The organism is Teredinibacter sp. KSP-S5-2, assembly GCF_032773895.1.
Classification (GTDB): domain Bacteria; phylum Pseudomonadota; class Gammaproteobacteria; order Pseudomonadales; family Cellvibrionaceae.
This window is the reverse complement of record NZ_CP120416.1, coordinates 3043952-3063124: the sequence shown is the minus strand read 5'-3', so window position 1 is coordinate 3063124 and position 19173 is coordinate 3043952. Positions and strand designations below refer to the sequence as shown.

20 protein-coding genes are annotated in these 19173 nt (G+C 44.5%); 13 read left to right on the top strand and 7 right to left on the bottom strand.

Features of this window, described 5'->3' with window-relative positions:
* The first annotated feature begins 40 nt into the window (after positions 1 to 40).
* From P5V12_RS13195 to P5V12_RS13185, 3 genes are all read left to right on the top strand, one after another.
* Entirely contained in the window at positions 41 to 2146 is a 2106-nt protein-coding gene (locus tag P5V12_RS13195; protein ID WP_316953550.1) for a TonB-dependent receptor plug domain-containing protein, read from the top strand.
* A gap of 389 nt (positions 2147 to 2535) precedes the next feature.
* Positions 2536 to 3990, top strand: a complete 1455-nt coding sequence (locus P5V12_RS13190) for a TrkH family potassium uptake protein (RefSeq protein WP_316953549.1) — start codon at positions 2536 to 2538, stop codon at positions 3988 to 3990.
* Positions 3991 to 4069: 79 nt separating this feature from the next.
* Positions 4070 to 4843: a substrate-binding periplasmic protein gene (locus P5V12_RS13185; protein WP_316953548.1), complete on the top strand. Its 774-nt coding sequence runs from the start codon at positions 4070 to 4072 to the stop codon at positions 4841 to 4843.
* Positions 4844 to 4870: 27 nt separating this feature from the next.
* Here P5V12_RS13185 and P5V12_RS13180 read toward each other — a convergent pair whose 3' ends face one another.
* From P5V12_RS13180 to P5V12_RS13150, 7 genes are all read right to left on the bottom strand, one after another.
* On the bottom strand, positions 4871 to 5224 hold the full coding sequence (locus P5V12_RS13180; protein WP_316953547.1) for a nuclear transport factor 2 family protein: 354 nt from the start codon (positions 5222 to 5224) through the stop codon (positions 4871 to 4873).
* Positions 5225 to 5315: 91 nt separating this feature from the next.
* Positions 5316 to 5582, bottom strand: a complete 267-nt coding sequence (locus tag P5V12_RS13175; protein WP_316953546.1) for a hypothetical protein — start codon at positions 5580 to 5582, stop codon at positions 5316 to 5318.
* Between the two features lie 25 nt (positions 5583 to 5607).
* Positions 5608 to 6105, bottom strand: a complete 498-nt coding sequence (locus P5V12_RS13170) for a cupin domain-containing protein (RefSeq protein ID WP_316953545.1) — start codon at positions 6103 to 6105, stop codon at positions 5608 to 5610.
* Between the two features lie 13 nt (positions 6106 to 6118).
* Entirely contained in the window at positions 6119 to 6820 is a 702-nt protein-coding gene (locus P5V12_RS13165; RefSeq protein WP_316953544.1) for a hypothetical protein, read from the bottom strand.
* A gap of 39 nt (positions 6821 to 6859) precedes the next feature.
* Positions 6860 to 7678 (bottom strand): DMT family transporter, encoded by an 819-nt coding sequence (locus tag P5V12_RS13160; protein ID WP_316953543.1) that lies wholly within the window; start codon positions 7676 to 7678, stop codon positions 6860 to 6862.
* Between the two features lie 281 nt (positions 7679 to 7959).
* Complete coding sequence (locus P5V12_RS13155; RefSeq protein ID WP_316953542.1) at positions 7960 to 8340, bottom strand: hypothetical protein; 381 nt, start codon at positions 8338 to 8340, stop codon at positions 7960 to 7962.
* Between the two features lie 162 nt (positions 8341 to 8502).
* On the bottom strand, positions 8503 to 8808 hold the full coding sequence (locus tag P5V12_RS13150) for a hypothetical protein (protein ID WP_316953541.1): 306 nt from the start codon (positions 8806 to 8808) through the stop codon (positions 8503 to 8505).
* Positions 8809 to 9148: 340 nt separating this feature from the next.
* Here P5V12_RS13150 and fliE point away from each other — a divergent pair, with 340 nt between their 5' ends.
* The 10 genes from fliE (at position 9149) to P5V12_RS13100 (ending at position 19150) form a co-directional block, all read left to right on the top strand.
* Positions 9149 to 9496, top strand: a complete 348-nt coding sequence (gene fliE, locus P5V12_RS13145; RefSeq protein ID WP_316953540.1) for a flagellar hook-basal body complex protein FliE — start codon at positions 9149 to 9151, stop codon at positions 9494 to 9496.
* 57 nt (positions 9497 to 9553) lie between these two features.
* A complete protein-coding gene (fliF, locus tag P5V12_RS13140; RefSeq protein WP_316953539.1) occupies positions 9554 to 11233 on the top strand; it encodes a flagellar basal-body MS-ring/collar protein FliF in 1680 nt (559 codons plus the stop codon).
* Complete coding sequence (gene fliG, locus P5V12_RS13135; RefSeq protein WP_316953538.1) at positions 11230 to 12270, top strand: flagellar motor switch protein FliG; 1041 nt, start codon at positions 11230 to 11232, stop codon at positions 12268 to 12270. Before fliF ends, fliG begins: the two co-directional genes overlap by 4 nt.
* A gap of 76 nt (positions 12271 to 12346) precedes the next feature.
* Entirely contained in the window at positions 12347 to 13246 is a 900-nt protein-coding gene (locus tag P5V12_RS13130) for a flagellar assembly protein FliH (protein WP_316953537.1), read from the top strand.
* Entirely contained in the window at positions 13236 to 14699 is a 1464-nt protein-coding gene (gene fliI / locus P5V12_RS13125; protein ID WP_316953536.1) for a flagellar protein export ATPase FliI, read from the top strand. The genes P5V12_RS13130 and fliI overlap by 11 nt, the downstream gene beginning before the upstream one ends.
* Before the next feature lie 8 nt (positions 14700 to 14707).
* Positions 14708 to 15145 carry a flagellar export protein FliJ gene (fliJ, locus tag P5V12_RS13120; RefSeq protein WP_316953535.1) on the top strand — a complete coding sequence of 146 codons (438 nt, stop codon included), beginning with the start codon at positions 14708 to 14710 and terminating at the stop codon, positions 15143 to 15145.
* Positions 15146 to 15382: 237 nt separating this feature from the next.
* Complete coding sequence (locus P5V12_RS13115; protein WP_316953534.1) at positions 15383 to 15664, top strand: STAS domain-containing protein; 282 nt, start codon at positions 15383 to 15385, stop codon at positions 15662 to 15664.
* A 42-nt stretch (positions 15665 to 15706) separates the two neighbouring features.
* The gene (locus P5V12_RS13110; protein WP_316953533.1) at positions 15707 to 16069 is read left to right on the top strand and encodes a response regulator; all 363 of its coding nucleotides are present in this window, start codon (positions 15707 to 15709) and stop codon (positions 16067 to 16069) included.
* Between the two features lie 35 nt (positions 16070 to 16104).
* Positions 16105 to 18558 carry a chemotaxis protein CheA gene (locus tag P5V12_RS13105; protein ID WP_316953532.1) on the top strand — a complete coding sequence of 818 codons (2454 nt, stop codon included), beginning with the start codon at positions 16105 to 16107 and terminating at the stop codon, positions 18556 to 18558.
* A 28-nt stretch (positions 18559 to 18586) separates the two neighbouring features.
* The gene (locus tag P5V12_RS13100) at positions 18587 to 19150 is read left to right on the top strand and encodes a chemotaxis protein CheW (protein ID WP_316953531.1); all 564 of its coding nucleotides are present in this window, start codon (positions 18587 to 18589) and stop codon (positions 19148 to 19150) included.
* Positions 19151 to 19173: the final 23 nt, after the last annotated feature.

The following is a 19173-nucleotide window of genomic DNA, read 5'->3' as shown; positions in this document are numbered from 1 at the left end:
ACTCTGTGGTAAATATGTAATCGGGTGCAGGAGTGTCTCTATGTTTAAGCTGTGTTTTATCAGTCTGCTATTTGTGATTCCTTACTCGTCTATTGTTCATGCTCAAGATGAACAGCTATTCTCCATGACTCTGGCAGAGCTTGCCAAAATTCGAATTATTTCCTCCGGTGCTTTAACCGCAACAGAAGAGGAAAAAATACCTGCAACCATAACAACTATAGACCGAGAAATGATTGATGCATCTGGTGCGAGAAGTTTGGATGAGTTGCTCGAATACTATGTCCCAAACCTACTGACACTTCAGCATCATGGTTCGGGACAGCATATTGGCTTACGTGGAATTATTTCTGACCTGGATAATAAAATTTTGTTATTGGTCAATGGTCGATTGATGAATCACAAAAGTGTATTCGGTGCATTCACCGAGCGATTTATGTCTATGCTGGGCGATATTGATCATATTAACGTCATTACCGGACCCGGTTCAGCGTTATATGGTCCAGGTGCGTTAGCGGGTGTTATTGATATTCATACACAGGATTCGAGGGTATATAAGGGTGCTGATATAAACCTAAGGAGAGGTTTTGAAGAAGAATTTACTGCGTTGGAAATGCGATATGGACATGATTTTGGCAGTGACCACGGAATATATGTTTATTACGGTGTTGATGATTATACTGGTGCACAAGGGGATTTATCCGAAGGTTACATCAGCAAAGCGGGAAGCTATAACAACGGCACCACTTGGTCTGCGGGTTATTTTGATGATTTGCCCAATTACCATGGATCAGACTTCGCCAGACATAAGTTTCATCTGGATTACGATAAAGGAGATTTTAGTTTTTTTTCCCGTTATACACGTGGTGGAGTCCGTTATAGAAACCCTTATTTCTTCGAGTTGGATCACTGGCAGCATTACCAACAATTAACAACGCAGGCAGATTACGAACATAAAATGTCTGACGAGCTCTCACTCGAGTTAAGTGCTGGATGGGATTCTACCCATGTGGAGCGTTCGGTAACCGGTGATATTCCCCATTTTTCTTTTTCCGAAGAAGAGTTTAAGTTGAAAATGCTCGCGCAATGGACGCCGGTCATTGAACACAGTTTGGCCCTTGGTGGGGAATATTCCAGAGAAGATTTTGCCCGCGATAGCTTAGGCATTGCAACAGATTTTAGTCATGCTTCTGTGAATGGCCCAAAACGGGATCCGTGGACTACAGATACTTATAGTCTGGTTGGTGAGTATCAATGGCGAGCTAGTGATAAGTGGTCTGTTTTCGTCGGTGGTCGAGGGGATAAGCATACTTGGAGTAACTGGTTATTTTCGCCAAAGGCGGCGGTAATCTGGTCTCCGTCCAAAAAGCAGTCGGTTAAACTTATCTATAATGAATCCGTTAGAAAAATAGATGATGAACCTTTAGAGGCGCTGATCCGTTCCGATGCTGTTGATAATGCCGAAAAAGAAGAAATTAAATCTTTAGAGTTAAAGCATGAATATAATTTCAGTAAACCATTAAAAACTGGTTACACCGTTTTCTATTATACCTATGACATTATTGCATGGACGCGGGCGACCTTAAGGGAATCTCCTATTGGAACCATTGATGCATACGGCCTTGAGCTGGAGCTAAATTACAGTGATGAAAATCATGACCTGGGTTTGTTTCACAGTTATACGCAATTACAAAGTTTCAATCTGCTAGATAATACGTTAATTGATCAGGCCATCAGCACTGAACCCTATGGATATGGAAATGACTTCCATAACTGGTCTCCTCATATTACCAAGCTGCATTGGTTATGGCGTTTAACCAACAAAACAAAAGTAAATACTTCTTTACAGGTGTTTTGGGGATTTCCCGGCGCTGAAGACTACGCTCAATATAATGTCGATAATCTCGGCAGAGGTGGAATCAGCGGTCGAACTATCAGTGATGGCAGAACAAAAGCATTTGGTGCGTCTGCGTATTTACATACCGGTTTGGATTACGTAATCAATGAAAGGGCAACAGCCAAAATAAAATTCTACAATTTGCTCGGTTTAATAGATAAGGACCTCAACAAGCGCAACCGATATTACCAGATGGGACAATTTCGAAATGAAGTGCCAGCGGTATCCCTTGGAGTAGAGCTTGGTTTTTAATTGATCATTGGGCTAAGCCGCAACAAAAGAGTGGTCTTAACTGAGGGGATTTCTAACTTGGGAGAATGTTTATTTTGGTTTAGGTGTAGATGATCGGGGAGGTCTCACTTTTGTAATAAATATCACTGAGCTGCATATTAAAAACTCAGTCCAAGAGTTTCGCTCAGAGTGGAAAGAGGGTATCTGATGACATCCGGCAACAGGGAATTTCACTTAGGAAAATAGGGACTTTCGCCGGATGGATATTGCTAGATCAGGATCAAGTCGCTCCCAGTAAGCACTTGCTTGCGGTAACCAAAATTTAGATAATCGCGCTGAATATCATCTAGTATGATATGAAGGCCCTGTGATTGTTTGACAGGGGTGTTGTTCCTACCTGTGGTCTGCCTGTGATCAATCGAAAAATCACCTCATACCTGCTTGCTTTTCCTATTGCGTTGATGGGAGGCGTGCAGCTAGTGTTTGGTGTTTTGTCGCTCACAGTTTTTCACGATCAGGTTGGTGTCGAGTTCCTTACTCCTGCTTTGGCAGCGCTCGTCTGTGCCCTCAGCTTATTTGCACTAAAAAACAAAATCTCAGTCACCGAAATTCGTGCCCGGGAAGCATTAGCCTACGCTGCGTTAACCTGGTTTGTCATGGGGGTGGTCGGCGGTATTCCCATTATGTTGATCACCCACGTTAGTTTTACGGATGCGGTGTTTGAATCGATCAGTGCTTTGACCACCACGGGTGCTACGATACTGTCCAACCTGGATTCGATGGCTCCTACCTTTCTTATGTATCGCCAGTTCCTGCAATGGCTGGGTGGCCTGGGCATTGTGATCTTTGTTGTTGCCGTGCTGCCCATGTTGAACATTGGTGGTATGAAGCTACTCAAAGCAGAAACGCCAGGTCCGATAAAAGACGAAAAACTTTCACCTCGGGTGGCCAATACAACCCACTATTTGTGGGGGGTATATTTCGCGATCACCGGCTTGTGTGCCTTGAGTTACTACGTCTGCGGCATGAGCGCGTTTGATGCGATTGGGCATAGTTTTACCACGGTTTCCACCGGCGGGTTTTCCACCCACGACGCCAGTATGGGCTACTTTGACAGCCAGGCGATGCTCGTGGTCTCGGATATTTTCATGGTGCTGGGTGCAATGAGTTTTGCTCTGCATTTTCGCGTATGGCGGAACTGGAATTTTTCTGAATATTGGGAAGATGAGGAAACACGTACCTTTATTCTGGTTATCCTGGCGATATCGGCTTTAATTGCTGTCTTTCTCTATTGGGATCATCGCTATCAGGATCCCTGGACCACCTTTAATGAAGCTTGTTTTCACCTTGTTTCTTTTATTACCAGTACCGGCTATGCCGCGGACAGCTTTACTGAGTGGCCCCATGTCACGGCATTTTTGCTCGTGGTGTCTGGTTATCTGGGGGGCTGTGCAGGTTCAACGGCAGGTGGAAACAAATTTATCCGCAATATTCTGACGTTCAAGATCATTAACCTGGAAATGAAGCGTTTGGTTAATCCTAACGCGGTACTGCGAATTAAATACCATGGTAACTCCGTCGATGACTCCGTCATGAGTGCCACCACGGCATTTATGTTCTTTGTGGTGCTGAGCAGTTTATTTGTCACCTTGTTGTTGATGATGACGGGGCTGGAGTTCTGGTCATCGTTTACTGCCACTGCTGCCTGTCTAAATGTATTGGGTCCGGCTTTTGGGGAGTTGGGTTCAAACTTTCAGCCGGTGAATGACTTCGGTACTTGGGTATTGTCCGGAGCTATGATCCTGGGTCGCTTGGAATACCTCACGGTATTAGCATTGTTCCTTCCGCGCTTCTGGCGCTTTTGATAGGACGGGAACGTCTATACTCTCATATGCTGGAAATCATACGTACTGGGGTAGCGGGTTGTTTTCTGTAAACGGGAAAATGAGAGAAATTACTACGGTGACCTGTTTCAAAAGACAGTGCATCACTTGTCTGGCATGCCTGATCTTATTTCTGGGTGATAAGCCTTACGCACAAAATATTCCTGTTGTGACTGGTGAACTGCCGCCTTACTCTTTTACCCAGTCAGGTGAGCTAACCGGCGTGGCGACAGACATCGTCCGTGAAATCATGAAGCGGGTTGGCTATTCCCACACTATCGATATCCAGCCTTGGAAGCGTGCAATTGTCAGCTCTGAGTATTACCAATTTACTTATCCCTTGGCGAGAACAGAGGTTCGAGAGGAGCATTATCACTGGATTGGACCAATAGTCGAAGATAAGTTCGTGTTTGCGATGCTCACCTCAAGGGTGAATGGCGAATACTCACTGGATCGTCTGCGTTCGCTGCGAGTGGGTGTCACGCGTGGAGCCTCAACCGAGACCCGATTAAAGCAACTGAAGTTTAATCATATTGAATCTGTGGTGGGCGAAGAGACCAATACCAAAAAACTCTTGGCAAAACGCATTGATGTCTGGTTTTCAACTGCGTTAATGGTGCACGATCAGCTTCGTCTTATGAATATAAAGCAAAGTGACGTCACCATTGTGGCTGATGATATGGATATCGATATGTATTTGGTTGGTTCCTTGGATCTTGAACACGACATGGTTGACCAATGGCAAAAAGCGTTGGCCGATATAAAAATAGATGGCAGCCATCAGCGAATTCTTCAAGAGTATGATGTTACCCCCATGACTTCCATGAGGGATTAGATCAAAACGAAACCATCATCGATAAGCTTAATCGGTGTAATGAGCAATCACTTGGTTGACCTTGCCTTCGGCATTAAAAAACATCACTTCGATGGCCATTTTATTCATTACTGAGTGGTAATAAAGCGCAATCGAATCGACGCTGGTCGTCACATCCACCAATTTGAAATGCAGGTCCGGTATTTTCTTTAAAGCCGCTGCCCAATATTCGCGGATATTCTCTTTTCCTGATAACGTGCCTGTCTCTACACCCATGGCGATTTTTATCATTGGTGTTGTGATGGAAAAATCATCCGAGTAGTGGTGAAGTATTTTCTCCAAATCATGGGAGTTCCATGCTGCTACCCATTCCTGGGCAAAATTTTGTGCGTCAATGTTCATTTTTTAAGCCTAATGGGGTGGTTTAATCCGTGTCGTGTTCGTCAAACAGCATATCGAATTTTGTGATAAGGTTGGGTGATGAAAATCGAGGTTAGCTGTTTTTCTTTTCCATTTCTTTTCGGTACCGTTTTTCCTGGACAAACCAGAGCGTGACACCAAATAAGATTCCTCCAATTGGCCAAATAACACAGTGAATGATTGCTCTGGAAGAGGTGAGGCCTTCAGCAAAAGGGCGGTTGACAAATGCCATTGCCACCAACATAGGCAGTCCCCAGGATAAAACACCTCTTACGAATATAAAATGCCATTTACCTCGAGTACGCTCTTTTTCCCATAGTGCTAATTGCTTTTCGTTCATCAATATATTCTCCTTTACGTGTGCGTTATATCTTTTTTCCCGCTGTTGGTGTTTTTATGTCATCCAGATCTACCAGGTTCCAGGGTAAATCTCTATGGCGGTAGATACGTTTGCCTAACTTAGGGTAATCCGCAACATCATGTTCAGAACGTTGACCGACAACAATGCACTTTAATACTTCCGAACCGGTATTCTTCAAACTGTGTGCCAATCCTCCGGCTCGGTAACCGATAAAATCTCCGGCACTAACCTGATGTTTTTCATCCCCAATCAGGGCTTCAGCAGTACCTTGCAGAATATAAACACACTCTTCCTCGTGATAATGAACATGAAATTCGGTGGTTTCTCGACCGGGTTGTACTTCAATAAGGTGAAAGCCGATATGGGATAAACCGGTTAAGTCGCCTAAGGACTTGTTTAACCGTTGGGCATTTGTGTTGAGGAAATGTGTTTTGTGTAAACCTTCAAACTTTTCAATTTCCTGGTGGGTAACAATATATTTTTCTACACTATACTCCTTCATCTGAGAGTTTTCGCTATCTATGATTCCATTTTGGTGTACCTAATTCTCTGTTTTCTACCGATAGTTGATAGGTGTATATTCGAAAACCGAAAACAGTAAATAGCGGTGTTAAAAATGCTATAGCAATATTGAGTATTAGTTCAGTCGGAAAAACTAATAAGTTTATCTTTTTCAATAATACTTCTATTGTAATGGCGGGTACTCCAATAAATATTGCAAGAACTAATATTCCCATTAGGATGGTCCATTGATAACTTCTGGTCTTTTCAATACTGGAGTTCAATGCTTCGGTACCTTCCTTACCGTCGTATACACACATAAAATCGGCAATCAGAAGACGTGAGGCGAGAATTAAACCGGGAATAATGAGAAGGAAAAATCCAGCCGACACCACCAGAGAATAGAGACAATATACGGTCAAAAGTTTGGGATATGCGAGCTTTGCATATTCATAGCATGAAGAAACAGTTTGTGTCTTTCCTGAAATAATTGAACCAAGGTAAAAAATCAATGCTCCCTGATAGCTTGGGTAAACTAACAGTTTAGCAATTAAGAAGCTCCAGAGAACAATCGTTGATGAAGGCGGCCAGTAGATAATCAGGGTGTCGATCAGTGTGAGTGGCAAAAAAACAGGTGCGAGCACTCTAAAAATGCCATAAAAATAAGATTTGTAGAAAACCCATGTTTCACTAATAAGTTTGATCGATTTATTCATGTATTAGTCAACAATTATTAGATTACTTTATTTTTCGTGCTATTCCCTGGCATGTGCTCGACTTGCCAGTGCAACGCCTATCCCCATTAACACAATACCGATAAGATGCAATGCGGTGAGTTGTTCTGCGAACATAAATACTCCCCAGGCGATGGCAAAAGGTGCCTGCATTAACCCCATAGAGCTGACCAGCGCAGCGGGTGCATTACGATACGCCTCGGTCAGGGCTAGCTGGGCAAGTGTGCCGGTTACTCCTATAACAATCAAGATACCCCACAACTTATGGTTCGGCATAACAAAGGAAGTCATCATCCAGGCACCGGTGATGATCGAGGCGGTAACACTAAAAGAAAACACAATGCTGTAGTTCGTGTGGTTGGCTGCGGCAGAACGAATGGTGACAAATACCATTCCGGCAAACAGTGTTCCCATTAAACCAATAGAAAAATCAACAAAGTTAACCTGGGCTAGTGCATTGTTGTCTTTTATATCGGCGAACCAGACAGGAGAAAAAATTAGCAGTAAGCCGAATGCTGCCACCAACAACCATTGAAGTGTTTTAATCCCCAGTTTTTCACCCAACGCCAGTCGAGCAGTTACATAGGTAACTGCTGGGGTACACCAGACCAAAATACCTGAAACGGACATGGGGAGGTTTTGTGTGGCGTGAAAAAAACAGAGCAAACCACCTGTGCCCAATATGCCACGTAATAGTAGTGGCTTACGAGGTGACGGGAAAAATGGTTTTCTTTGTTGCAGAATTAATATACCAACAATAGCCATAGGTATGACTGAGCGAAAAAACGCCAGTTCGGGTAAGGGTAAATCGGTACTGATGTAACGGACGGAGGCGGCCATAATCGAAAAAAAGAAACACGCCAGCAAAGCATAAAATGCGGCGTAGACAGGACGATCGTGTCGGATGGTGAACCCCTTACATTTGGGTGTTGATAAATAGTGAGTCGAGTAGACAGGGTGCTATTGTAGCGGCTTGAATATGGCCTTACCAACGAAGGATTGCACGATTTGCTCCAGCGAAGCGCATTTTATTTAAGCTGAACTGTTACAGATTTGTTTAATCTATCGGTTGTGCCATGCGGTGATCATTATTAGAACGAAAGATACCTCGGGACAGCTTTTTAAATGTATGGTGCTCCCTTTAACAGCCATTTAAAGCGGGGTGTTCCCAAATAAATTGATAGGATAACAATTGTAAAAGCAATACCCGCGGAAATGTTTGACCATACCAACCAGGGTGCAATAATTGCTATCAGATAGAGTAGGCTTTCAATAACAATCCTTACTATCCCCGATACAGGGACTAGAATGACTTTCTTATCATTGGGTGTTGAAAAAATACCCGGTAGTATCACTAACATAATGGCGGTGGGAATAATTAACCAATGGGACAGATAACTGACAGTCCATGGGCCGCTAATCCAGGCGATAAGTTCAACCGCAAACCTTAACGTTGAAGAAAATACGGTGTCGTAAGGATGACTGAATTTGTTGTTAATCATGTTTAATTGTATAAGCGGGTATGATTTGTCGTAGATTAATAATTTTTTGTTTTAGGTAACCTTATCTCTTTGTAAAAAAATGGCGCCTGTACCGGGCGCCTAATGGTAGAAGGGGATAATTAAAAAAACAACGTGGTTATTCCTTGAGTCTTCCTTGCATTCTCACTCCAGTGAGTCGGGGACTTTATTATTGTTATTGTCCCGGTATGGCAATTGATCAATGAGCCGGGCGGGATATTGGTTGGGCGCGTTCAATTCGCTGAGTTCCATCTTCCAGTTTGTCACTTTTTGCGTGAGCTCCTTTACATCGAATTGTGTGGCGGTTTCTTTCACCGTCATCCCTATCCTTGGCGGTGCTTGCACCTGGGGTGTTGGTGCCTGCGCCTGGACTTCAATTAACGCTGCAAGTGTGCAGGCGGCGAGTCCAAGTTGTATACATCGCTTTTTGAGCTTTACGGGTGTTGCCATATTTTTAAATAACTCCTTGTGTTTGTTTGGTGTGAATCCTGTCCTTTATTCTGGCTTATGAGCACCTTCCCTGATGCTTTTGCCGGCGCATGCTTGAGCTGAGCATGAGTCAGCGTGGGGTGTCACGCTGTGGAGAGCATTATTCCTTACAGCTGTCTCATATCATGAGACGCTGACATTTTTTCCTCGTCCTTTCTTTTGTTTTATCAGTAGTGATGTTTTTTTAATCGGCAAAAAGGTGCATGCCGGCAAAGCGGCAAAACTTGGCCTGTTTTGTGCAAAAGACCCTCTGAGATAGGTTTTTTGACAGAAACCTGACACCTGATAAAGAGGCTGGGTTATGAGTGACAGAATTGACGTAAATCGGTTGCTGTTGGAAATGCGGGCAATGAAAGCGCAGTCGCAGGCATTCGGCAATATGGCGGCGCAGGATGTCGCTAACCCTCACAACACTCAAGTGAACGGCCCGAAATTTACCGATGTCATGGCGCAGGCGGTAAATAAAGTGAATGAGGTGCAACAGGCATCCAGTTCAATGAGTACCGCTTACATTCAGGGTGACCCGAACGTGGGTATTACGGATGTCATGATTGCCTCACAAAAAGCCGGTGTGGCATTTGATGCGATGGTGCAAGTAAGAAATAAGTTGGTTGAAGCCTACAAAGACGTAATGAATATGCCAGTTTAATCCGACTGATTTTTGGCGTTTCTGTGTAGTGATGTGAAATTGAGATAAGAGTGTTATATGGCCGCAGATTCTTTACCAACGGAAACCGGTGGAACCAGCGATTTAATCGAAGGGTTTAATAATTTAAATTTGATTCGTCAGGCTGGGTTGATGATTGGTCTGGCGGCGAGTGTGGCCATAGGTTTTGCTGTGGTTCTGTGGAGTCAGGGAGAAGACTACAAACCTTTATATGGTAGTTTGGATCGTCTTGACTCATCTGAAGTTGGGCAAATTCTCGATTTTAACGAAATCCCCTACAAAGTTGATGGTTCGACTGGCGCGCTGATGGTGCCTGTGGACAAAGTCAATAAAGCCCGCTTGGTGTTAGCAGAAAATGGTATTCAGGGTGATAAGTCTGTTGGTTACGAATTACTTGATCAGGAACAGCCTTTAGGTACATCACAATTTATGGAAGCCACACGTTATCGTCGTGGCTTAGAAGGAGAACTGGCCCGCACCATTGCCAGTATTAACGCCGTTCGTGCTGCCCGAGTGCACCTCGCTATTCCCAAGCGCACAGTATTTGTTCGGGACGGGCGTGAACCCAGCGCTTCGGTTTTTCTTGATTTATTTCCTGGTCGTCCAATTACGCCAAAACAGGTTCGCGGTATTGCTAATCTGGTCGCCTCTAGTATCCCCGAGCTGGATATTGAAAATGTCACCGTGGTCGATCAGAAAGGCAATTTAATGTCGGTGGGAGCTGAAGATGAAAAGCTGGTTATCGCGGCTCAACATCTGGATTACACCCGTAAAATTGAAAACGATATTGTGTTACGGGTTCGTCGTTTACTAACGCCATTAATCGGGGATGGAAACTTTAAAACGGAAGTGGCTGCGGATATTGATTTCACCGAGATCGAACAGGCGGAAGAATCCTTTAACCCGGATCTACCTGCAGTACGTAGCGAGCAAACGCTGGAAGAGCAGCGCGTTGGCAGTGCCGGTGCCTTGGGCATCCCAGGTGCGCTGTCTAATCAGCCACCTAATAATGGTGCCGCACCTCAGCAGGCTCAGGGGGGCAATCAAAATACCGCGAAACCAGCCACACCAAGTAACTCTCGGGTGCAGTCGACCAAGAACTATGAGTTAGATAGAACGGTGAGCTACACCAAGCGTGAAAAGGGCCGTTTGCGACGCCTGACGGTTGCGGTTGTTGTTGACGATAAAAAAGTACCCAATGCCGACGGTGGTGTTGAGCGGGTACGCTGGACCGATACCGAAATAGAGCGGTTGTCTATACTTATTCGAGATGCGGTTGGTTTTTCTGCTGTTCGCGGGGACAGCGTCAACATCCTCAATGAGTCTTTTCTGCCTCTCCCGGAACTGGAGACGGTTGAAGACTTGCCTATCTGGGAAACAGATTGGTTTCACTCCATAGCCAAACAAGCGGTGGGGCTGCTAATCATACTGCTGCTTGTCGTCGGGTTAATGCGCCCCGTGCTAAAAAGCTTGGCGAGCGCGGGTGTGAAAGCCAAAGAAAAAGACGAAGCAAGGGAATTGGCTGCATTGAGTGCAGCGGGTTTGGATTCGTTTGATTCGTTGTCGGATGAAACTGTGACCCTGACGGGTGGTGATGCCTTGGCATTACCCAGCCCGGAAGAAAGCTACGAGCAGCAACTTAACGCCGTGAAGGGGTTGGTTGCAGAAGATGCCGGCCGTGTGGCACAAGTGATTAAGCGTTGGATTAATGAAGAATGAGTGGCACGATTAAAGCCAGTAAGCAAGAGCCCGTTAAGCCCACGGTTGACTTGAGTAAAGTTGACCAGGCGGCAATTTTGCTTATGACACTGGGGGAAACCAGTGCAGCAGAAATTCTTAAACATATGGGGCCGAAAGAGGTTCAACGTTTGGGCACCGCCATGGCGGGTTTGACCAACGTTCAGCAATATGAAGTGGAAGTGGTGTTGTCGAACTTTATGGATGAAGTGCGAACCCAAACCGGGTTGGGTATGGGGGCGGATAATTACATTCGCAGTATGCTGGTCACGGCTTTGGGTGAAGATAAAGCCAACGGGTTAATTGATCGAATTCTTCTCGGTGGGAATACCACCGGACTGGATACATTGAAGTGGATGGAGGCTCGCTCTGTTGCCGATATTATTCGCAATGAGCATCCACAAATTCAGGCCATTGTGCTTGCGTATCTCGACCCGGATCAATCCGCCGATGTACTCACATACTTCCCGGAAAAAATGCGCCTGGATGTCATGATGCGTGTCGCTTCGCTGGATACGGTACAACCGAGTGCCTTGCAGGAATTAAATGATATTTTAGAAAAACAATTTTCTGGTAATGCCGGTTCCCAAACCAAATCCATGGGTGGATATAAAACTGCGGCAGAGATTGTTAATAACCTCGAAAGCTCGATTAGCAATGAGCTGCTGGAATCGATTAAAGAAATCGATGAAGAAACCGGTGTGCAAATTCAAGAGCTTATGTTCGTATTTGAAAATCTTAAAGATGTGGACGATCGGGGTATCCAATCGCTTCTGCGAGAAGTTTCTTCCGATGTACTTATTCTGGCGCTTAAAGGCGCTGACGATGAGTTGCAGGATAAAATCTTCAGCAATATGTCGAAACGTGCCGGTGAACTGTTGCGCGACGATTTGGAAGCCAAAGGGCCTGTTCGTGTTTCTGAAGTGGAAGCTGCACAAAAAGAAATTCTCACTATTGCTCGCCGTATGGCCGATGCGGGTGAATTGAATCTTGGTGGCAGCGGAGAGGAAATGCTGTAGTCAATAAGCTAGGGGCGGCAAAAATAGTGATTAAATATTTTCGCCGTTATTAGCAAGTGAGCGAGTTGTAATTTCTATGTCAGACCCATTAAAGTCAGCCGACCGTATCCCATATGAATCCCTTACCGATTCAGTGAGTGTCAGTAATTGGTCACTTCCTTCTATTGATCACCAGGGACGTGTAGTAAAAGCGGGTGGAAAAAAGCAGGAAAAAACTGATGAAAGCATTGAAACCGTCTCTAGAGCAAAAAAGCCAAAACCCTTGACCGCAGAAGAGCTGCAACTGATTGCCGACGAGGCCAAGAAGGAAGGTTATAACGAAGGGTATCAGGAAGGCAGCAAAATAGGCCTGGATGATGGCTTAAAAAAGGGTACGAAGTTGGGGCAGGATCAAGCGTATGCGGAAACCAAGAAAAAATTGGAGGACGAATACAACCGGTTAAAGTCGATCAGTCAGAATTTAATGCAACCTCTTGGTGAGCAGGAGCATGCATTGGAAAATATTGTGATCGACATGAGTATTCAGCTAGCGAAAACACTGCTACAAAATGAACTGAAACAGTCGCCGGAATATTTATTTGATATTGTTAAGCACGCGATAGCAGCGTTACCTGCCGGAGCCAAAAATGTTTTGGTGTACCTCAATGAGCGGGACGCGGAATTATTTAATCAGGTATTCCCTGAGGCAACACGTAACTGGAGTATTGTGGTTGATAATTCATTGGAAACCGGTGGCTGTAAAATAGAAACGGCAGAAAGTTTGGTGGATTATTCTGTTACAACGCGTTTACAACAGTACCTTCTGGAAATAACGGAAAAAGGTGAGAATGCAGAATTTCCAATGGAAGAGGTTCCAAACTACATCACGACATCGGAAGACGTAGACGTATTGAGCGAACCACCTTTAGTCGAGGAAAAACCTGATTCTCCAGTAATCGATGATATTCCGGGTGGGTCTGATTCCGATGACAAATGATTCCCCCAGTTTTTTTTCACGTTTAACTAAATATCGCCAGTTTAATCTACTGGCATCACCCGCTTTGGCGACTGGCCGTTTAACACGAATGGTGGGTTTGACTCTGGAAGCGGTTGGCTTGAATGTGTCTGTTGGTCGACAATGTAAAGTGATTTTACCGAACGACCGGGAAATTGATGCCGAGGTTGTTGGTTTTCATAATGAAAAAACATTTCTTATGCCGGTGCAAAAAGTGGAAGGTTTGCAACCTGGCGCTAAGGTTATCCCGATCGAAGCACACAAAACATTGTCGATTGGTGATCACCTGCGAGGTCGAATATTAAATGGTATTGGCCAACCTTTGGATGGCCTGGGGCCGATCGCCAGCGACGGTAAAGTCGATTTAGAACCCAGCGCCATTAACCCCTTACATAGACACCCAATTGATGAGCCTTTGGATGTCGGTATTCGAGCAATCAACGGTTTGTTAACCGTGGGTAAAGGCCAGCGAATTGGTTTATTTGCCGGTAGTGGTGTGGGTAAGAGTGTACTCATGGGCATGATGACCCGTTTTACGACGGCGGATATTGTGGTGGTGGGATTGATCGGTGAACGGGGGCGTGAGGTAAAAGAATTTGTTGACCATATTCTCGGAAAAGAAGGCCTAACCAAAGCGGTTGTTGTGGCAGCGCCAGCGGATGATGCTCCGTTAATGCGTTTACGCGCGGCGCAATTATCCACGCGTATTGCAGAATTTTTTCGAGATCAGGGAAAAAGCGTGCTGCTCTTGATGGATTCCTTGACGCGTTTTGCTCAAGCGCAACGGGAAATATCGCTTGCGATTGGTGAACCGCCGGCAACCAAAGGCTATCCGCCTTCCGTGTTTTCCAAAATTCCTGACCTGGTGGAAAGAGCGGGTAATGGGTGCGAAGGCGGTGGATCAATAACAGCTTTTTATACTGTGTTAACGGAAGGGGATGATTTACAAGACCCGATTGCAGACTCGGCTCGCGCAATTTTGGATGGCCATGTGGTGTTATCGCGACAATTGGCTGAAGAAGGTGTTTACCCAGCGATTGATATTGAAGCGTCAATTTCCCGGGTGATGCCCAACATTGTGCCGGAAACACAATTAAAAACGGCGCAAAAATTTAAACAGTTACTTGCAACTTATCGTGCCAATAAAGACCTTATCGCGATTGGCGCATATGCCCGTGGCAGTGATCCCGATATTGACATGGCATTAGAAAAATACCCGGAATTAAAAAATTATATTGCCCAGAGTATGCGTCAGGCGTCCCATTACCCTATGAGCATTGGTGAATTACAGCAGCTTCTGCAAAATACAACGGAGCAGAACGCTGCGCCTGATCCCGTCAAAGCCGCCAATCGTCCTTTGTCACAGGGCCGGCAAAATCCACCGGGAAAACCCAATCAAGGGCCTCTTCGTCAACAGGCCAATCGAGCCCGGTAGCCTGATCAATGAAACGATCCAAGCGCATGCAATTGGTATTGGATTTGGCAAAGCGCGATGAAGAAGCCGCAGCCGAAGACTATGAACATGCCAAACGTGAGTTGCAAGCGGAGGCGGATCAACTGAACCAAACGACCCGTTACTACCAGGAGTATGCCAGTTCTTCCGGTGTGAAGGGCAGTCAAGTCAATATCAGTGCGCTTGAGCATTCCCGTCACTTCTTACAACGCTTATCTGAAATAATTGAATTGCTTAAACAGCAGGTTGCCCTAAAAGAGGGCGTTGTACAGCAAAAAAAAGATGTCTGGTATAAATGCCATCTCCGTGCAAAATCTTTATCAGATTTGATTGATCGATATAAGAAGGAAGAGGAAATTGAATATGACAAAAAGGAACAAAAAATGATAGATGATTGGGTAAACCAAACCTATAGCCGCGATGAATGAAGGTGTATTTTCATTGTATTTATCCTCAGTTTTATATGTTCAAGTAATTAGTTTGTGGGATTTTAGCTCCTCTTTGAACTAATCCTTTCTTTTAGATGTTCTACCTCCCTGCGATTTACCGGGTTTTTTTTAAGAATTCAGGTATTTACGTAGCAACTCTTATAACTGTGTCTAGAATTAGTTGAGAAGCCCACGAAGCGTTCGTTGGAGTCGTAGTTTTGTTTTGGAGAATGTCCCGTGTCCACAGTAGATTTTAAGCTTCCAGAAAACCTTACCATTGCTAATGTTCATGGACTGCATGAAGAATTTGAATCTCTGGTTGATACCAAAGATTGCGACAAGGTTATTTTGCGAGGTGACGGCGTAACACGTGCAGATACCGCTGGTCTGCAATTATTAGTTGCATTCGTACATGCAACAAAAGAACGGCAAATACAGGTTGATTGGGATAGTCCGTCAGAAAAATTATGTTCTGCTGCTGGCTTGCTCGGTGTGGGAGACGCGCTCGGTATTCACTAGCAGTTGATGGGAATTATTTGATATTTGGTGGAGAGTAAGCCGATGGCAAAAATCTTAGCTGTTGATGATTCAGCATCTATGAGGCAAATGGTGAGTTTTACACTCAAAGGAGCGGGTCACGAAGTGTGTGAAGCATGTGATGGTGCAGAGGCGCTCAAGCTTGCACAAAGTGAATCCGGAGTTGATTTGGTGATTTCGGATATCAATATGCCCAATATGGATGGTATCAGTTTAATAAAAGAATTACGGGCCTTACCCAGCTATAAATTTACACCGATTCTGATGTTAACCACAGAATCGGGAGCAGACAAAAAAAGCGAAGGTAAAGCAGCCGGAGCAACGGGTTGGATAGTTAAGCCATTTAACCCTGACCAGCTTTTGGCAACTATTGGAAAAGTATTGTAAAGCAAAAAACGGGCGTTTTTTGAGGAAGGTCCACTATGGGAATCGATCTTTCGCAATTCCATCAGGTGTTTTTCGAAGAGAGTATTGAAGGACTTGATGTGATGGAGTCTGCTCTAATGGAGTTGGACCCATCGAATATTGATAGCGAAACCATCAATGCCATTTTTAGAGCTGCCCACTCCATTAAAGGTGGTAGCGCAACCTTTGGTTTTACCTCTATATCTGAATTTACTCACGATCTGGAAACTATTTTGGATCAAGTGAGATCGGGTAATCGGGAGGTGAAAGGGGAGGATATCAATCTCTATTTGCAGTCAGTCGATTGTATGCGGGAGATGCTTGCATTATTACAGGCTGGTGAGGATGGCAATACCGAATTATCTGCACAATTAAAATCACAGTTTACTAAAATGCTAAACGGTGAGAGCCTGGATATAGAAGAAGAAAACCAGGAACCTGCTGCCGTTCAGCCGACAGATACTGCGTCAACCCTTTGGCATATCACGTTTAATCCCGCTCCTGATTTATTTCGTACTGGAAATGACCCCTTCCGGATCATACGTGAGCTTGATGATCTGGGCGAAATAAAGGAATCAAATTGCCAAATTGATCTTCCTGACTTGACCTCTATGGAACCAGACGTTTGTTACATGAGTTGGGCGCTTGTACTGGAAGCGAATTGCACCACCGATGACATCAATGATGTTTTCGAATGGGTGGAGGATGATGCGGAAATCCATATCGAACCTGTAAACAACACGGATAAAACTCGCTGGAAAATCGCGTTTGGTCCTGATAAAGAAATTTTACGAACCGGGAATGAGCCCGTCCGACTTTTTTCAGCGTTAGAAGAAATTGGTGAAATTGAATCTGTTCAAGTTGATTTGTCCAAACTTCCCAGTCTTGTGGATATTGAACCCGAACAATGTTTTCTAAGTTGGGTAATCCATTTTTCGTCGGACGATGCCACAGAAGAATTAATTGAGGAAGTGTTTGAATGGGTAGTGGATGAATCGGATTTCAAAATCAGCAAACTTAGCGAGCAAGCGAAAGAGGAAACAAGCGAACCACAAGCTACTGATTTGTCAGCCACTCAAGCGGATACAGTTAAACCCGCATCGTTAAGTAATGTTGCCAAGCCGCCTTCCAATGTCCATCCGATACCGGTTAAATCACAAGCGCCTCAACCAGCGGCTTCCACACCTTCTTCGAGTAGTAAAAAGCCGGCGGGGGAAACCTCGTCTATTCGTGTGGGAATCGATAAGGTCGATAATTTAATTAATATGGTGGGTGAGTTGGTTATCACCCAATCCATGTTGGGGCAACTTGGCAATGATTTTGATTTAAATAAATTGCCTCAGCTTTTAGAGGGGCTAAGCCAGCTTGAGCAAAACACGCGTGAACTGCAAGAAAGCGTCATGCAAATACGTATGTTGCCAATCAGCTTTGCATTCAGTCGTTTTCCCAGAATGGTTAGAGACCTTGGACAATCACTGGGTAAATCTGTCAATTTGCAAATGTTCGGTGAGCAAACCGAGCTGGATAAAACCGTAATGGAAAAAATCGGTGATCCGCTCGTTCATTTAGTGCGAAATGCGGTGGATCACGGAATTGAGTCACCACAGGAACGCTTGGCGAAAGGTAAATCTGAAACCGGGACTATTACGCTGGATGCTTACCATCAAAGTGGCAATGTCGTAATTGAAATTATTGACGATGGGAAAGGTCTGGACCGGGATAAAATTATTAGCAAGGCCATAGAAAAAGGCATTATATCCGATAATGAAGCGGAGTATTTGTCGAATGAACAAGCATACGACCTGATTTTTCAGCCTGGATTTTCCACCGCCACAGTTGTCAGCGATGTATCAGGTCGCGGTGTGGGCATGGATGTGGTCAAAAAGAATATTCAATCATTAAATGGCGTGGTTGAATTAACATCTGAGCCGAATAAAGGGTCAAAAATTACTATTCGCCTACCGCTTACTTTGGCCATCCTAGATGGACAATTAATTCGTGTGGGCAAGAATACCTATATTTTCCCATTGGTCTCTATTGTTGAATCCCTCCAGTGTCGAAAAGAGTTTATCAGCAAGGTTGCCGGTGGCTGTAATGTTTTTCGTCTGCGGGATGACTACGTTCCCATTATTGAATTATCCAAAACCTTTTCTGTAAAGGCCGATAGTGAAGACTTTGAAGAAAGTCTAATGGTGGTGGTTGAGTCTGACGGAGAAAAAGTGGGTATTGTGGTAGATGAACTTTTAGCACAACAACAAGTTGTTATAAAAAGTCTTGAACAAAATTATCGTAGAGTGGATGGCATCTCCGGAGCAACCATTTTAGGCGATGGTACCGTTGCCTTGATTTTGGATATTCCCGGAATTGTCAAATTGGCTGGTGACGCTTATAGAAAAGCGCAGCAGTATACAAATTCAATGATTGCACAAAATAACGCGATGCTAACGGGATCTGGTCGAGCATTGGGATAACGACTTTAATCTAAGTCGGAGGAAAATTATGCAAACTCAACAATCTGTTTCGGTAGAAAGTGCGGTTATGCAAGTGGGTGAAACTCCCGAAGCAGGAAAAAGCACGAATAATCAATATCTCACTTTTATCATGGCCAATGAAGAATATGGTGTGGATATTTTATGTGTTCAGGAAATTCGCGGTTGGGAATCTGCAACACCTTTACCTAATGCGCCTCCCCATATTAAAGGTGTAATTAATTTGCGTGGAACCATTGTGCCTATTATCGATTTGCGTCAGTGCTTTGGTTTAAATGGCATCGAATACACGCCAGTGACTGTAGTGATTGTTTTGAAAGTTCAAACCAGTGACGGGAGTCGAACTATGGGGATTGTTGTCGATGCGGTTTCCGATGTGTATTCCCTGTCAGAGAATGACATGCGCTCAGCTCCAGATTTGGGTAATGCAGTCAATACCGATTTTATTCGAGGCTTAGTTAATGTCGATGAGAAGATGGTGATACTTCTCGATATCGATAAGCTCTTAACCTTGGATGATATTCCAAACCTCTCCAGTATTGCAGATAAGCTATCTGCCGAATCTATCAACTAAACTATTGCGAAAAAAATAAAGCG

What these genes read in the sequence shown, in the direction of transcription:
- P5V12_RS13195 (WP_316953550.1), top strand. Translation starts at nt 41, where the DNA reads ATGTTTAAGCTGTGTTTTATCAGTCTGCTATTTGTGATTCCTTACTCG.
- P5V12_RS13185 (WP_316953548.1), top strand. Translation starts at nt 4,070, where the DNA reads ATGAGAGAAATTACTACGGTGACCTGTTTCAAAAGACAGTGCATCACT.
- P5V12_RS13180 (WP_316953547.1), bottom strand. Translation starts at nt 5,224, where the DNA reads ATGAACATTGACGCACAAAATTTTGCCCAGGAATGGGTAGCAGCATGG.
- P5V12_RS13175 (WP_316953546.1), bottom strand. Translation starts at nt 5,582, where the DNA reads ATGAACGAAAAGCAATTAGCACTATGGGAAAAAGAGCGTACTCGAGGT.
- P5V12_RS13170 (WP_316953545.1), bottom strand. Translation starts at nt 6,105, where the DNA reads ATGAAGGAGTATAGTGTAGAAAAATATATTGTTACCCACCAGGAAATT.
- P5V12_RS13165 (WP_316953544.1), bottom strand. Translation starts at nt 6,820, where the DNA reads ATGAATAAATCGATCAAACTTATTAGTGAAACATGGGTTTTCTACAAA.
- P5V12_RS13160 (WP_316953543.1), bottom strand. Translation starts at nt 7,678, where the DNA reads ATGGCCGCCTCCGTCCGTTACATCAGTACCGATTTACCCTTACCCGAA.
- P5V12_RS13155 (WP_316953542.1), bottom strand. Translation starts at nt 8,340, where the DNA reads ATGATTAACAACAAATTCAGTCATCCTTACGACACCGTATTTTCTTCA.
- P5V12_RS13150 (WP_316953541.1), bottom strand. Translation starts at nt 8,808, where the DNA reads ATGGCAACACCCGTAAAGCTCAAAAAGCGATGTATACAACTTGGACTC.
- fliE (WP_316953540.1), top strand. Translation starts at nt 9,149, where the DNA reads ATGAGTGACAGAATTGACGTAAATCGGTTGCTGTTGGAAATGCGGGCA.
- fliF (WP_316953539.1), top strand. Translation starts at nt 9,554, where the DNA reads ATGGCCGCAGATTCTTTACCAACGGAAACCGGTGGAACCAGCGATTTA.
- fliG (WP_316953538.1), top strand. Translation starts at nt 11,230, where the DNA reads ATGAGTGGCACGATTAAAGCCAGTAAGCAAGAGCCCGTTAAGCCCACG.
- P5V12_RS13130 (WP_316953537.1), top strand. Translation starts at nt 12,347, where the DNA reads ATGTCAGACCCATTAAAGTCAGCCGACCGTATCCCATATGAATCCCTT.
- fliI (WP_316953536.1), top strand. Translation starts at nt 13,236, where the DNA reads ATGACAAATGATTCCCCCAGTTTTTTTTCACGTTTAACTAAATATCGC.
- fliJ (WP_316953535.1), top strand. Translation starts at nt 14,708, where the DNA reads ATGAAACGATCCAAGCGCATGCAATTGGTATTGGATTTGGCAAAGCGC.
- P5V12_RS13110 (WP_316953533.1), top strand. Translation starts at nt 15,707, where the DNA reads ATGGCAAAAATCTTAGCTGTTGATGATTCAGCATCTATGAGGCAAATG.
- P5V12_RS13105 (WP_316953532.1), top strand. Translation starts at nt 16,105, where the DNA reads ATGGGAATCGATCTTTCGCAATTCCATCAGGTGTTTTTCGAAGAGAGT.
- P5V12_RS13100 (WP_316953531.1), top strand. Translation starts at nt 18,587, where the DNA reads ATGCAAACTCAACAATCTGTTTCGGTAGAAAGTGCGGTTATGCAAGTG.